This window comes from Mycolicibacterium diernhoferi (assembly GCF_019456655.1).
Lineage (GTDB): Bacteria > Actinomycetota > Actinomycetes > Mycobacteriales > Mycobacteriaceae > Mycobacterium > Mycobacterium diernhoferi.
The window spans coordinates 4229783-4242773 of sequence record NZ_CP080332.1; the positions used below are offsets into that span (position 1 = coordinate 4229783).

The following is a 12991-nucleotide window of genomic DNA, read 5'->3' on the forward strand; positions in this document are numbered from 1 at the left end:
TGCATCGTGTCCCGGGCACCACGTCTCGCCACAGGGGGTCCGACATGCACGGTTTCCTACGCCCACGTCTCGGTCTCGCCGCCGCCGGACTGGCCGCCGTCACCGCCGCGGCGGTGTTGACGGCACCGCCGCCCGCCGTGGCCGCACCGCCGCCGGCAATCACGACCGACGTGCGGCTGACCGCCACCTCGGTGCCACCCGGTGGGCTCGTCGTCAGCTTCTTACGCAATCAGGCGGTCTACTGCTCGCTCATCTGTCCGCTGCTCGTGCAGACCGGCGTGACCGCGGCGACCACGACGCTGCAGACGCCCGGCCGGTTCCTCGCGGCGCTGTCGGCGGGCGACGTGTTGAAGGCCGTCGGCGTTGCGGCCGCGTCGGTGACCGGCCCGACCCGGGCCGCGGCGCAGCAGGCCATCGACGTCGATCAGGCCATCCCCGCGCAGCGCGCGCTGAACGCATTCGAGGTCGGTGTCGTCGGTCTGCTCAACGTGTTGCCCGCCGCCCGCGGCGGCCTACCCGCGGTTCTGTCCGCGCTGGACCGGGCCCGCCGCGATACCTACGCGGCGCTCAATCTGCCGTTCGTGCCCGACCCGACACCGACGGTGATGCCGCGCGGGGTGTTCCAGGTGGCGGTGATCGCCGCGATCGATGTGGTGGCGGCCGTGATCTTCCCGGCCTTCAACACCGTGCTGGCCGGGGTCTTCGCCGTTCCCGACGCGATGGCACAGGAGCTGGCCCGCACGGGTAACCCGGTCCGCGCGCTGCGCGCCGGAGTCGACACCGCCGCCCAGGTGGCGAACACGGCGGGCGCGGTGATCAAACACGCGGTGGTCGACGCCGTCGACGACATCCGGGCGGCCGCCGACCAACAGCGGCAGCAGCAGGCGCCGCCGCAACCACAGCCACGCACCGAGCGGCGAACGCCGGAAACCGTCGCCCCGAGCGCATCGGGGGACGACCGGCGTGTGTCCGCCGATGACGAGCAGTCTCCGACGATGACGCCGCGCAGGCACCGGCAGTCGGACCCGTTGCGCACCGCCGGGTCGGACCCGCGCCCGGCCGAGCAGGACCCGGTCCGCACCGACCACCCGCGGCCGACCGTCGGCCACGACACCGACACCGACGCCCATGCCGGCTCCGGCACCCCCGCTCCCTCGGCGCACGGCCACTCCGGTGACTCCCCCGACCGCCAAGCCGGCGAATCTCATCGCAGCCGACGTGAGGCTGCGCGCAGTACCGAGCACCACGACGGGTAACGCGCGCCCGGCCGAGGTGTGAGCCCGCTCGGATGCGGGTACTGCTGCCCTCAGTGCGCCGACACCCACCCCGGGCCGGCGCGGGTCGAAAGTGACGGGATATGCGACTGGTTGCGGCCGCCCTCGCCGCCGTGATCGCCCTTGCCTGCCCAGCGTGCTCCCCCGGTCAACGTGTCGATCTCGGCCAGGATTCCGGCAACCTGATCGCCGCGATCGCCGGTGAGCCCGATCAGCTGGATCCGCACAAGACCAGTGCGTACTTCTCCTTCGAAGTGTTGGAGAACGTCTTCGACACCCTCGTCGAACCCGACGCCGATCTGAACATGCGCCCGGCGCTGGCCGAGTCGTGGGAGACCTCGCCGGACCAACTGGTGTGGACGTTCCATCTGCGGCCCGGGGTGACCTTTCATGACGGCAGCCCGTTGACCGCAGACGACGTCGTCTACTCCTATCGACGCATCATCGACGAGCAGCTGACCAACTCCGACAAGTTCAGCGCCGTCGCCGAGGTGAGTGCCGTCGACGACCGGACGGTGCGCATCACGTTGACCCGCCCGACCCCGAATCTGCTGACCAACCTCGGCGGGTTCAAGGGCATGGCGATCGTGCAACGACGCAATGTCGAGGACGGGCAGATCGCCACCAACCCGATCGGCACCGGGCCGTTCGCGTTCGCCGGCCAGAAGAGCGGGGACTCGATCACGCTGCGCGCCAACGACCGGTACTGGGGCGGCGGCCCGCAGATCCCGGGGGTGACGTTCCGGTTCATCAGCGAGTCGGCCACCGCCCTGTCGGCGTTGCAGGCCGGAGAGATCGACTGGACGGACGCGGTTCCCGCGCAGCGGGTCACCCAACTGCGCAACGACGATTCGCTGCGGCTGGCCGAAACCCCCAGCAACGACTACTGGTATCTGGCGCTGAACCTGGCCCGGGCGCCGTGGGACGACGTGCGGGTCCGTCAGGCCGTCGCCTATGCGCTGGACCGGCCGTCGATCGTGCAGGCCACCAGTTACGGTACGGCGCAGGCCAATCAGCTCGCGATCCCGGAAGGCAACCCGTGGTTCGTGCCGTATGACCGGTACAGCCGCGACCTCGACCAGGCACGGAATCTGCTGCAGCAGGCCGTGTCGCCGCCCACCGAGATGGATCTGCTGGTCACCAGCGAGTACCCGCAGACCGTCACCGCCGCCCAGGTGATCGCCGACAACCTTGCGCCGCTGGGCATCACCACCTCGATCCGCACCGTCGACTTCGCCACCTGGCTGGACGAACAGAACAGCGGCAACTTCGACATGCTGATGATGGGCTGGCTGGGCAACATCGACCCCGACGACTTCTACTACGCCCAGCATCACACCGACGGCACCAGCAACGCGCAAAAGTTCTCCGACCCGCGGGTGGACCGTCTGCTCGACGCCGGCCGCACCGAAACCGACCGGCAGGCACGAAAAGACGACTATGCGCAGGCGGCCACGCTGATCGCCGACGAGGTCAGCTACATCTACCTGTACAACCCGGCGGTCCTGCAGGCCTGGTCACCGGAGCTGACCGGCTACGAGGCCCGCCGCGACAAGGCGATCCGCTTCCGCGACGCCACACTGGGCTCCGGCGGGGAGCGCTCATGACGGTGCTGCTGTTCCTGGCGCGGCGGCTGGCCTATTCCCTGGTGGTGCTCGTCGGCGTGCTCATCGTGGTGTTCGCGTTGGTGCATCTCGTCCCGGGCGACCCGGTCCGGATCGCGCTCGGAACCCGCTATACGCCAGAGGCTTACGAGGCGCTGCGCCAGGCCGGCGGGCTGGACCAGCCGCTGATCAGCCAGTTCTTCGGCTACCTGGGCAACGCCCTCACCGGGAACCTGGGGGTCAGTTTCCGCAACGGGAATCCGGTGACCGAGGTGCTGCTGGAACGACTGCCGGCCACGGTGTCACTGGCCGCGGTCGGCATCCTGCTCGCCCTGGCGATCGCGCTGCCGGCCGGCATCTACGCCGCGTTGCGGGAAGGCCGGGCCGCCGATGCGATCGTCCGCATCACCAGCCAGTTCGGCTTCTCGGTGCCGGATTTCTGGCTCGGCATTCTGCTGGTCTCGCTGTTCTCCACCGTGCTGGGCTGGCTGCCCACCTCGGGTTACCGGCCGCTGTTGGAGGATCCGGGTGGCTGGCTGCGGCATGTGATCCTGCCGGGGCTGACGGTCGGACTGGTGGCCGCGGCGATCATGACCCGGTACGTCCGGTCGGCGGTGCTGGAGGTGGCCGCCATGGGTTACGTGCGCACCGCCCGCTCGAAAGGCCTTGCGCCCCGGGTGGTCACGATGCGCCACACGGTGCGCAATGCGCTGGTGCCGATCCTGACCATCACCGGTATCCAGTTGGCGACCATCCTGAGCGGGGTCATCGTCGTCGAGGTGGTGTTCGCGTGGCCGGGCCTGGGCCGGCTGGTCTTCAACTCGGTGGCCGCCCGCGACTACCCGGTGATCCAGGGGGCGGTGTTGCTGATGGCGGTGTTGTTCCTGGTGGTCAATCTGTTGGTCGATGTCCTGTACGCGATCGTCGATCCGAGGATCCGGCTGTCATGACCGACCCGACAACCGATGAGGCGCAGCGGGTACGAGTCTGGCGGCTGTTGGCCGGCAACCCGGTCACCGTCGTCAGCGCGGTCATCCTGATCGCCGTCGTGATCATCGCGCTGACCGCGCCGTGGATCGCGCCCTACGGCGTCAACGATGTGGATGTGCCGCAGGCGCTGCAGCCGCCGAGTGGCGCGCACTGGCTGGGCACCGACGAGCTCGGTCGTGACGTGCTGTCCCGGGTGCTGGTCGCCGTGCAGGCCTCGATGAAGGTGGCGGTGGTCAGCGTGGCCTTCGCCGCGCTCGTCGGAATCACGTTGGGGGTGCTGGCCGGGTACCGGGGCGGCTGGCTGGACACCGTGGTGATGCGGTTCGTCGACGTGATGTTCGCATTCCCGGTGCTGCTGCTGGCACTGGCCATCGTCGCCGTCCTCGGACCCGGGCTGACCACAACGATTCTGGCGATCGGTGTCGTCTACACCCCGATCTTCGCGCGGGTGGCTCGCGCCAGCACGCTGTCGGTACGGGAGGAGCCGTACGTGGCGGTATCGAGGACGATGGGCACCGGTTCGGGCTACATCCTGACCCGGCACATCCTGCCCAACATCACCGGTCCGCTGATCGTGCAGACGTCGTTGTCACTGGCGTTCGCCATCCTGTCCGAGGCGGCGCTGTCCTTCCTGGGTCTGGGACTGCAGCCCCCGCAGCCCTCGCTGGGTCGGATGATCTTCGACTCGCAGGGTTTCGTGACGCTGGCCTGGTGGATGGCGGTGTTCCCCGGGGCTGCGATCTTCGTCATCGTTTTGGCGTTCAACCTGCTCGGTGACGGGTTGCGCGATGTGCTGGACCCCAAGCAGCGCACCATGATCGAGGCCCGGAGGCAGCAGCGATGAGCGCTTGCACGAAGAGCAGAGGACACAGATGACGCATCCGGTCCTCGCCGTCGACAACCTGACCGTCCAGATCGGGCGGCGCCGGATCGTGGGCGGGGTGTCGTTGACCGTCGAACCGGAGCAGACACTCGGCATCGTCGGCGAGTCCGGATCCGGCAAGTCGATGACGGTGCTCGCGGCGACCGGTCTGCTCGACGCGCCCGGTGCGGTGGTGGAGGGCTCCAGCGTCCTGGCCGGCGAACAGCAACTGATCGGGGCGTCGGCCCGGACGTTGCGGAGCGTGCACGGCGGCCGAATCGGGTTCGTCTTCCAGGATCCCGGGACCTCACTGAACCCGCTGCTGACCATCGAACGCCAGATCACCGAATCCCTGGAGACGCATCGGAATCAAACCCGCCGCCAGGCACGAGCCCGGGCGTTGGAACTGCTGGAGGCGGTCGGGCTGCCCGAACCGCAGAACCGGATGAACAGTTACCCGCACCAACTTTCCGGTGGTCAGCGTCAGCGGGTGATGATTGCCATCGCCCTGGCCTGCGATCCCGAACTGTTGGTCGCCGACGAACCCACCACCGCGCTGGATGTCACCACCCAGGCGCAGATCATCGACTTGGTCCGGGATCTGCAACGAGATTTCGGGACGGCGGTGGTGTGGATCAGCCACGACCTCGGCGTGATCGGCGAGGTGGCCGACACCGTCACGGTGTTGCGGGACGGCGCGGTGATCGAGCGGGCGGATGTCGATGCCATCTTCACCGCACCCCGGGAGCCGTATACCCGTGAGTTGCTCACCGCTCGGCCGGTGTTGGGCGGTGACGGGCCACCGCCTGTGCCGCCGGATGCCGAGCCACTGCTGGAGGTGCGTGGGCTCGATGTCCGTTTCCCGGTGCGCACACCGACGGGCCGGTCGGTGGTGCATGCGGTCAAAGACCTGTCGTTCTCGATCCGGCGGGGCGCGACGCTGGGGCTGGTAGGCGAATCAGGTTCGGGCAAGTCCACCGTCGCGGCCGCCCTCACCGGCCTGGCGGTGCCCGATTCGGGCAGCGTGACCCTGGACGGCACCGATGTGTTGAGGGTGCGCGGCGCCCAGCGCAAGGCCATCCGGCGCCGGATCAGCCTGGTGATGCAGGATCCATTCGCGTCATTGAATCCGCGTGTCCCGGTCGGGGTTTCCATCGCCGAGCCGCTCATCGTGCACCGGCTGGCCCGCGGCCGGCCGCAGCGGGACGCCCGGGTCGGCGAGCTACTCGACTCGGTGGGGCTGTCGGCCTCCTTCGCGAGCCGTTACCCGCATGAGCTGTCCGGCGGGCAGCGTCAGCGGGTGAGCATCGCGCGGGCGCTCGCCGTTGCGCCGGAACTGCTGATCCTCGACGAGGCCACCGCATCGGTGGATGTGTCGGTGCAGGCCAAGGTGCTGGACCTGCTGCTGGACCTGCAACGTGAACTCGGGTTGACCTACCTGTTCATCGGACACGATCTGGCGGTGATCGAACGTCTGAGCCACGATGTGCTCGTGCTGCGCGGCGGCGAGATGGTCGAATACCGGCCCGCCGCGGATCTTTTCACCGCACCTGAGCACGAATACACCCGCGCGCTGTTGGCGGCGGTCCCGCCGGATCGGTCGGCGACGCGGTCGTCGTGAGCCGCACGTCGACGCCGCGCGGTGCGCATCGCCTCGGTATGGCAGCCGGTCTCCGCTGCCGGGCGGTCGTCGCCGACCCGCGCGAAGGTCTCGATGACATTCGACGCGTGGCCGGCGACGTCCTACCCGGAGCCACCCTCCGGTGCGCTCTTGAAAACAGCCATCTACCGCGCGGGACGCTTGGGTGATTGGTCCCAGTCGTCGGGCCGGATGGCCGCGGTGGCGTCCGGCATGACGCTGCCGGTCCCCGGGGTGGACAACGACCAGCCCCCGACTCCCTCGCAGACCAGGTCGGTCGGCATGGTCACCGTCGTCGGCACCGGCACCGGCAGACCGCTCACTGCAGGCATGTTGAGCTGCGGTGTGGGCAGGAATCCGGTCACACCGGTTCCGCTGGGGACTCCCAGAGAGGGCTGCGGAAGCATCTCGGCGAGGATGCCGGTCACGCCGGCCAGCGGTGCCATCACCATCCCGGGGATGCCCGACGCCGCACCGGCCGCCGGGGCGATGACGCCCGGGATGCCCGCGAACGCGGTGCCACCTCCAACGGTCGCCGCCGGGGCCGCGACTCCGACAGCAGCTGCGGGGGCAGCAGGTACAGCGGCCTGGACCGCGGCCACCGCGGGTGCGGTCACCGCCTGAACGGCCCCGAGTCCACCCGTGCTGGCCATCAGCGGTCCGACGATCGCGGCGTCGACGCCGCCGGCACCAGCACCACCGGTGCTTGCCACACCCGTGGCACTCGCTGCGCCGGCGCCACCACCGGCACCCGCACCGCCACCAGCTGCTCCGCCGCCGCCGGCACCTGCACCACCCGCGGCTCCACCACCGGCACCAGCGCCACCACCGGCCGCACCACCGCCTCCGGCACCACCACCGGCCGCGCCGCCACCGCCGGCACCACCAGCGCCACCACCGGCACCAGCTCCGCCACCGGCACCAGCTCCGCCGCCGGCTCCTGCGCCACCGCCGGCACCACCCGCACCGCCACCGGCACCAGCGCCACCACCGGCCGCACCGCCACCGGCTCCGGCACCACCAGCGCCGGCACCTCCGGCACCACCAGCGCCGGCGCCTGCACCGGCATCAGCTGCCGGGATCGCCACCGCGGCCGCGTCTTCGATCGCACCTGCGGCGGGTCCCCCGACTCCGGCCGCATCCGCCAGCGGCAGCCCGCCACCCGTGCCCGCGGCGTCGTCGAGCGGCAGTCCGCCACCGGCACCCGGGCCCTGAGCGACAACGCCTTCAGCAGCTGCGAGACCTCCGGGAGCCGCACCGGCAGCGGCGTCGAGCACGGCTGCCTCCGGTCCGCCCGAGTTCAAGCCGGTGTTGGCCAGCATGGGCCCGATGGCCCCGGCATCGAGCAACGGGGCACCGACGGCCTCCGGTTCCACGACGGGAGCGGCCGCGCCGAGCGGCGCGCCACCGGCTGCCGGCGCACCACCGCCGACGGGGGCACCGCCACCGACCGGAGCGCCACCACCCACGGGGGCACCGCCACCAACCGGAGCACCACCGGCCGCACCGCCGCCCGCGGGGGCACCACCCGCGGCGCCACCTCCCGCAGGAGCTCCGCCACCGGCTGCGCCGCCGACCGGCCCGCCGCCTCCGATTGCACCGCCTTCACCACCGGCACCACCAGCAGCGCCACCACCGGCTCCCGCACCGCCGGCACCACCTGCGCCGGCACCACCTGCAGCGCCACCACCGGCTCCTGCACCACCGGCACCACCTGCGCCCGCGGCACCACCGCCGCCGACTGCACCGGCACCGGCTTCGCCTCCGCCGACCACCGCGGCCGGCGCCGCGGCCTGAACCACGGCCGCCCCGGGTCCGGCGGCTGCCGCACCTGCCTCGGCAACACCAGCAGCGGGCGCACCACCGACAACCGCGCCGGGCGCACCGCCGATGACACCCCCGGGTGCACCGCCCACCACGGCACCGGGCACACCGGCCGCGCCGGGCACGCTGATCCCCGGAATGCTCACGTCGGGCATGTCGATATCAATGGGCACCGAAAGCTCGGCCGGCGGCGCAGCCACCTGGACCGGCGGTGCGTGAACCTCGATCGGCGGGGCATGGACCTCGACCGGAGGACCAGCAACTTCCACCGGAGGAGCAGCCACCTCAACCGGCGGCAACGCGACCTCCACCGGAGGAGCAGCCACCTCGACCGGCGGCAACGCAACCTCCACCGGAGGAGCAGCCACCTCGACCGGCGGCAACGCAACCTCCACCGGAGGAGCAGCCACGGCAAGCTCGACGGGCGCACCTGCTGCCCCGCCGCCCTCGATCACGCCACCGACGGGAGCTGCGCCGCCACCGACCGCACCGCCTCCGGCACCACCACCTGCGCCGCCGGCTCCACCGCCGGCCGCACCACCACCGGCACCGCCCGCGCCACCCCCGGCACCACCGCCAGCTCCACCGGCACCACCGCCAGCACCACCGGCACCACCACCTGCGCCGCCGGCTCCACCGCCGGCCGCACCACCACCGGCACCGCCCGCGCCACCACCGGCACCGCCGCCAGCACCGCCGGCATCTCCGCCGATCGCGGCGGCCGGGGCTGCCGCCTCGCCGCCGCCGATCACGGGGGCGGCCGCCGCAGCGGGAGCTGCACCGGCACCGTCGACCACCGCGGCAGCGGGAACTGCCGCCTCGGCTGCCGGCGGAACGACCGCAGCGGCGTCGACGAGCGGACCAGCTGCCGGACCGACATTGGCTGCCGCAGAATCGATTACCCCACCGCCGGGTGCACCACCACCGATGCCCTCACCACCGCCGGGCACGCCACCACCGACGCCCTCGCCTCCGCCGGGAGCACCGCCCCCGCCGACATGCGCGGCGGCGTCCGCGATCGGCGCGCCGGCGCCGGCACCACCGGGAGCCGCTGCCGCCAAGTCGTCGATGACGCCGGCCGCCGGACCGCCGGTGCTCGCCACGCCCGCGGCACTCGCCGCGCCGCCACCAGCGCCGGCCCCGCCGGCTCCACCACCGGCACCCGCTCCACCGGCAGCACCAGCGCCGGCACCGCCAGCTCCACCGGCACCACCGGCACCCGCTCCACCAGCGCCAACCCCGCCAGCTCCACCGGCACCACCAGCGCCAGCCCCGCCGGCTCCGGCACCGCCGGCACCACCCGCACCACCACCGGCCGCACCGCCACCAGCAGCACCCGCACCGCCAGCACCACCCGCACCGCCGCCGCCAACCGCGCCGGCCGCCGGGACCGCGCCCGCGGCGGTGGCCGGCGGGACGACAACGGGCGCCGCACCGGCGCCGGTGAACGGCGCCGCGATGCCCTGCAAAGACTCGCCGATATCAGGCGGGGACGCCGCCAGCTGCTGCACCATGCCCACACACGGCACCCCGCCCGCGCTCGTTTGCAACGCCGGTTGCGCCTCAGCCACAGCACTCAGCAACAGCGGCGGCGTGCACAGTGCCGCCGCCGCAAAAATGCTGACAGCCAGACGATTTGACTTACTCACCATGTCATCCCCAAGCGCTTTCATATTTGACGTTGCAGTCAGGGAGAAAGGTAAATGACATGAATGCAACTAACCCGCGCGACAAATTCGACGGTTACCGTTCCGATGCAAAGGAGATCCGGGGCTGTGACAGAACCGGAGGAAACCCCCAGGACAGCCGCGGACCTTGCTTTCTGCGGCCTCTCCGAGCCCGCGTGTCGGACCTCCGGCCCCGGACACAACCCCCGCTCCGTAGCCTGAGGCCATGTCTGAGCTTGTTCTGGTCGACGTCGCCGATCGCGTCGCCACCGTCACCGTCAACGACCCCGACCGGCGCAACGCCGTCACCGCCGAGATCTCGGCCGGCCTGCGCGCCGCCATCGAAGCCGCCGAAGCCGACACCGGCATCCACGCCGTGATCGTCACCGGCGCGGGCAAGGCCTTCTGCGCCGGCGCGGATCTGACCGCACTCGGGGAAGCCGCCGAGGACGGACTGCGCGTCATCTACGACGGGTTCCTGGCCGTGGCGAACTGCACGCTGCCCACCATCGCCGCGGTCAACGGCGCGGCGGTCGGCGCCGGCCTGAACCTCGCCCTCGCCGCGGACGTCCGAATCGCCGGACCCGCGGCATTGTTCGATCCTCGATTCCAGAAGCTGGGTATCCATCCCGGCGGCGGCGCGACATGGATGCTGCAACGCGGTGTCGGACCGCAGGTCGCCCGGGCTGCGCTGCTGTTCGGCAAACGCTTCGACGCCGACGAGGCGGTGCGCCACGGACTGGCCCTCGAGGTGGCCGACGATCCCGTTGCCGCAGCTCGGCAGCTGGCCGCGGGCCCGGCATCGGCACCTCGTGACGTCGTGATCGCCACCAAGGCGTCCATGCGGGCCACCGCCAACCCCGGGTTCCTCGACAGCGACCAGCATGCGATCGCCGTCGACGTGGAGATCGCGCCCCAGGCGCAGTCCATTCAGTCACCGGAGTTCCAGCGCCGGCTCGCCGCGGCGAAGAAGCCCTAGCGCCCTACAGGTCCGCCAGCGCCAGTTCCGGTGCTTCGATCAGCTCCCGCAGATCGACCAGAAACGCCGCGACCTGCGCTCCGTCGGCGATGCGATGATCGAAGGCGCAGGTCAACGACATCGTCGGCCGGGCCACCACGGCGTCGTCGACCACGACCGCACGCGGTTTCAACGACCCCATGCCCAGGATGGCGGCCTCCGGGTAGTTGATCACCGGCACCCCGTCGTCGAGACCGAGCGCGCCGAAGTTGGACACCGTGAACGTCGAGCCCGCGAGCTCGGCCGGGCGCAGTCCGCTGCCCCGCGCACCGTCGATCAGTCGCCGCACCTCCGCATCCAGGTCACGGGTGTTGCGTCGCTGGGCATCGGTGACAACGGGAACCAACAGCCCCCGGGGAGTGGCCACCCCGAACCCCAAGTGCACGGACGGATTCGGCCGGATGCGTGGGCCGTCGTCTGATTCCACCCAGGTCGAGTTCAACTGCGGGTGGCGCTGCAACACGATCGTCAACATCCGCATCGTCAGCACGAACGCGGTGATCTGCAGTCGATCACGCAGCCGGAGCAGCGCCGTGCAGTCGACCTGCACGCCGGCATGAGCATCCGGAATCTGACTGCGGGACAAAGTCATCCGTTTTGCCATCTCGGCCTGCACCCCGGACAACGCGCGCGTGTCCGGGGTCGCCGCCGCGGCCAGCACATCGTCGCGGGTGACGATCCCGTTCAGGCCCGAGGGTGTCACCCCGGTGAGGTCGACCTGCATGTCCCGGGCCAGTTTGCGGACCGGCGGCTTGGCCCGTGCGCGCGCCCGCCGCGACGTGTCCATCCGGTCGTCGGCGCCGTAACCCACCAGCACCGACTTCTGGTCCGCCCCCGCGATACGGACCAGGATCGCCCCGACCGCCAGCGTATCGCCTTCCTGCCCACCGAGTTCGGCGATGCGACCGGCGTAGGGGCTGGGGATCTCCACCTCGGCCTTGTTGGTCTCCAGCAGGCACAACGGCTGGTTCAGTTCGACCTCGTCACCGACTGCCACCGACCATCCGGTGATGGTGGCCTCCTCCAAGCCCTCCCCGAGATCGGGGACGCGGAAGTCGAGCAGCTGCGAATCGGTCATTGCGCCAACGCTTTCTCGACGTAGTCCAGCAATCGGTCCACCCCGGGAAGCCAGAGCTTCTCCAGCCGAGCCGGTGGATACGGCGTGTCAAAACCGGTGGCACGCAACACCGGTGCCTCCAGGTCGTAGAAGAGCTCCTCGGAGATCCGGGCCGCCAACTCCGCGCCGAATCCGAGCGTCCGCGCACCCTCGTGCATCACCACACACCGGCCGGTGCGCTGGACCGAAGCCGCGACAGTGTCGAAGTCCAGGGGGTTCAACGACCGCAGGTCGATCACTTCCAGGTCCCAGCCGTGCTGCTCGGCGGCCAGCTGCGCCGCGCTCAACGCGGTGTCGACCAGCCCGCCGTAGGTGATGATACTTACATCAGATCCTTTGCGCGCCAATGACGCTCGACCGAACGGCGGCGGCGGGGCCTCGGTGTCGACGGTATCGCGCGTCCAGTACCGACGTTTGGGTTCCAGATAGACGACCGGGTCACGACAGGTGATCGATTGCCGCAGCAACCAGTAGGCATCCGATGGGGTGGACGGCGTCACGACCTTCAGGCCCGCGGCGTGCAACCAGTAGCTCTCCGTGGACTCCGAATGATGTTCGATCGCTCCGATGCCCCCGAAGGACGGGATCCGCACCGTCACCGGCATGTCGACGTCGCCGTGGGTGCGCATCCGGTACTTGGCCAGCTGACTGACCATCTGGTCGAAGGCCGGGGCGGCGAAACCGTCGAACTGGATCTCGGGCACCGGCACGAACCCCCGGATGGCCATGCCGATGGAGATGCCGATGATCGCCGATTCAGCCAAGGGTGTGTCGAAACACCGCTGTGGGCCGAAGGTTTCGGCCAGACCCTCGGTCACCCGGAAGACGCCACCCAGCGCGGCCACGTCCTCGCCGAATACCAGCACCCGGTCATCGTCTGCCATCGCGTCATGCAAGGCCCGGGTGATGGCCTGGGCCATCGTCAGCCGGGTGGGGCGCGGTTCGGGCGCGTCGTCACCGCTCTGCGCGGACCGCTCGATGAGCTGGGTCATGATG

The 12991-nt window shown here is 70.8% G+C and carries 14 protein-coding genes; 7 read left to right on the forward strand and 7 right to left on the reverse strand.

Annotated features, from left to right (window positions below):
- Window positions 1-44: 44 nt before the first annotated feature.
- From K0O62_RS19925 to K0O62_RS19945, 5 genes are all read left to right on the forward strand, one after another.
- Window positions 45-1256 (forward strand): hypothetical protein, encoded by a 1212-nt coding sequence (locus K0O62_RS19925; protein ID WP_073853402.1) that lies wholly within the window; start codon window positions 45-47, stop codon window positions 1254-1256.
- Window positions 1257-1357: 101 nt separating this feature from the next.
- The gene (locus K0O62_RS19930) at window positions 1358-2881 is read left to right on the forward strand and encodes an ABC transporter substrate-binding protein (protein WP_073853400.1); all 1524 of its coding nucleotides are present in this window, start codon (window positions 1358-1360) and stop codon (window positions 2879-2881) included.
- Complete coding sequence (locus K0O62_RS19935) at window positions 2878-3828, forward strand: ABC transporter permease (RefSeq protein ID WP_073853398.1); 951 nt, start codon at window positions 2878-2880, stop codon at window positions 3826-3828. Before K0O62_RS19930 ends, K0O62_RS19935 begins: the two co-directional genes overlap by 4 nt.
- On the forward strand, window positions 3825-4712 hold the full coding sequence (locus K0O62_RS19940; protein WP_073853396.1) for an ABC transporter permease: 888 nt from the start codon (window positions 3825-3827) through the stop codon (window positions 4710-4712). Before K0O62_RS19935 ends, K0O62_RS19940 begins: the two co-directional genes overlap by 4 nt.
- A gap of 28 nt (window positions 4713-4740) precedes the next feature.
- On the forward strand, window positions 4741-6351 hold the full coding sequence (locus tag K0O62_RS19945; protein WP_073853394.1) for an ABC transporter ATP-binding protein: 1611 nt from the start codon (window positions 4741-4743) through the stop codon (window positions 6349-6351).
- 164 nt (window positions 6352-6515) lie between these two features.
- On the opposite strand, the gene K0O62_RS19950 is transcribed toward K0O62_RS19945, so the two are convergent.
- Genes K0O62_RS19950 through K0O62_RS19960 form a run of 3 tightly spaced genes read right to left on the reverse strand, consistent with a single transcriptional unit; the run spans window position 6516 to window position 8266 of the window.
- Window positions 6516-7022 carry a hypothetical protein gene (locus K0O62_RS19950; RefSeq protein ID WP_165636919.1) on the reverse strand — a complete coding sequence of 169 codons (507 nt, stop codon included), beginning with the start codon at window positions 7020-7022 and terminating at the stop codon, window positions 6516-6518.
- Window positions 7022-7627: a hypothetical protein gene (locus tag K0O62_RS19955; RefSeq protein WP_073853390.1), complete on the reverse strand. Its 606-nt coding sequence runs from the start codon at window positions 7625-7627 to the stop codon at window positions 7022-7024. The genes K0O62_RS19950 and K0O62_RS19955 overlap by 1 nt, the downstream gene beginning before the upstream one ends.
- A gap of 42 nt (window positions 7628-7669) precedes the next feature.
- On the reverse strand, window positions 7670-8266 hold the full coding sequence (locus K0O62_RS19960) for a hypothetical protein (protein WP_207550975.1): 597 nt from the start codon (window positions 8264-8266) through the stop codon (window positions 7670-7672).
- Between K0O62_RS19960 and K0O62_RS19965 the strand changes: the two genes are divergently transcribed.
- Complete coding sequence (locus tag K0O62_RS19965; protein WP_207550974.1) at window positions 8260-8412, forward strand: hypothetical protein; 153 nt, start codon at window positions 8260-8262, stop codon at window positions 8410-8412. The two genes, K0O62_RS19960 and K0O62_RS19965, sit on opposite strands and share 7 nt — an antisense overlap.
- A gap of 232 nt (window positions 8413-8644) precedes the next feature.
- Here the strand turns inward: K0O62_RS19965 and K0O62_RS19970 are convergent, their stop codons facing one another.
- The gene (locus K0O62_RS19970; protein ID WP_131817353.1) at window positions 8645-8896 is read right to left on the reverse strand and encodes a hypothetical protein; all 252 of its coding nucleotides are present in this window, start codon (window positions 8894-8896) and stop codon (window positions 8645-8647) included.
- Window positions 8897-9091: 195 nt separating this feature from the next.
- A complete protein-coding gene (locus K0O62_RS19975; RefSeq protein ID WP_165636925.1) occupies window positions 9092-9628 on the reverse strand; it encodes a hypothetical protein in 537 nt (178 codons plus the stop codon).
- Window positions 9629-10086: 458 nt separating this feature from the next.
- Here K0O62_RS19975 and K0O62_RS19980 point away from each other — a divergent pair, with 458 nt between their 5' ends.
- Window positions 10087-10839 carry an enoyl-CoA hydratase gene (locus tag K0O62_RS19980; RefSeq protein ID WP_073853384.1) on the forward strand — a complete coding sequence of 251 codons (753 nt, stop codon included), beginning with the start codon at window positions 10087-10089 and terminating at the stop codon, window positions 10837-10839.
- A gap of 4 nt (window positions 10840-10843) precedes the next feature.
- On the opposite strand, the gene K0O62_RS19985 is transcribed toward K0O62_RS19980, so the two are convergent.
- Together K0O62_RS19985 and K0O62_RS19990 are read right to left on the reverse strand one after the other, a co-directional pair.
- A complete protein-coding gene (locus K0O62_RS19985; protein ID WP_073853382.1) occupies window positions 10844-11956 on the reverse strand; it encodes a dihydrolipoamide acetyltransferase family protein in 1113 nt (370 codons plus the stop codon).
- Window positions 11953-12987 carry an alpha-ketoacid dehydrogenase subunit beta gene (locus K0O62_RS19990; RefSeq protein ID WP_073853380.1) on the reverse strand — a complete coding sequence of 345 codons (1035 nt, stop codon included), beginning with the start codon at window positions 12985-12987 and terminating at the stop codon, window positions 11953-11955. Before K0O62_RS19990 ends, K0O62_RS19985 begins: the two co-directional genes overlap by 4 nt.
- Window positions 12988-12991: the final 4 nt, after the last annotated feature.

Coding starts and splice junctions, on each gene's coding strand:
- K0O62_RS19980 (WP_073853384.1), top strand. CDS start 10,087: ATGTCTGAGCTTGTTCTGGTCGACGTCGCCGATCGCGTCGCCACCGTC.
- K0O62_RS19945 (WP_073853394.1), top strand. CDS start 4,741: ATGACGCATCCGGTCCTCGCCGTCGACAACCTGACCGTCCAGATCGGG.
- K0O62_RS19930 (WP_073853400.1), top strand. CDS start 1,358: ATGCGACTGGTTGCGGCCGCCCTCGCCGCCGTGATCGCCCTTGCCTGC.
- K0O62_RS19935 (WP_073853398.1), top strand. CDS start 2,878: ATGACGGTGCTGCTGTTCCTGGCGCGGCGGCTGGCCTATTCCCTGGTG.
- K0O62_RS19970 (WP_131817353.1), bottom strand. CDS start 8,896: ATGCCGGCGGTGCTGGCGGCGGTGCCGGTGGTGGCGCGGGCGGTGCCG.
- K0O62_RS19925 (WP_073853402.1), top strand. CDS start 45: ATGCACGGTTTCCTACGCCCACGTCTCGGTCTCGCCGCCGCCGGACTG.
- K0O62_RS19990 (WP_073853380.1), bottom strand. CDS start 12,987: ATGACCCAGCTCATCGAGCGGTCCGCGCAGAGCGGTGACGACGCGCCC.
- K0O62_RS19985 (WP_073853382.1), bottom strand. CDS start 11,956: ATGACCGATTCGCAGCTGCTCGACTTCCGCGTCCCCGATCTCGGGGAG.
- K0O62_RS19950 (WP_165636919.1), bottom strand. CDS start 7,022: ATGGCCAGCACGGGTGGACTCGGGGCCGTTCAGGCGGTGACCGCACCC.
- K0O62_RS19965 (WP_207550974.1), top strand. CDS start 8,260: ATGACACCCCCGGGTGCACCGCCCACCACGGCACCGGGCACACCGGCC.
- K0O62_RS19940 (WP_073853396.1), top strand. CDS start 3,825: ATGACCGACCCGACAACCGATGAGGCGCAGCGGGTACGAGTCTGGCGG.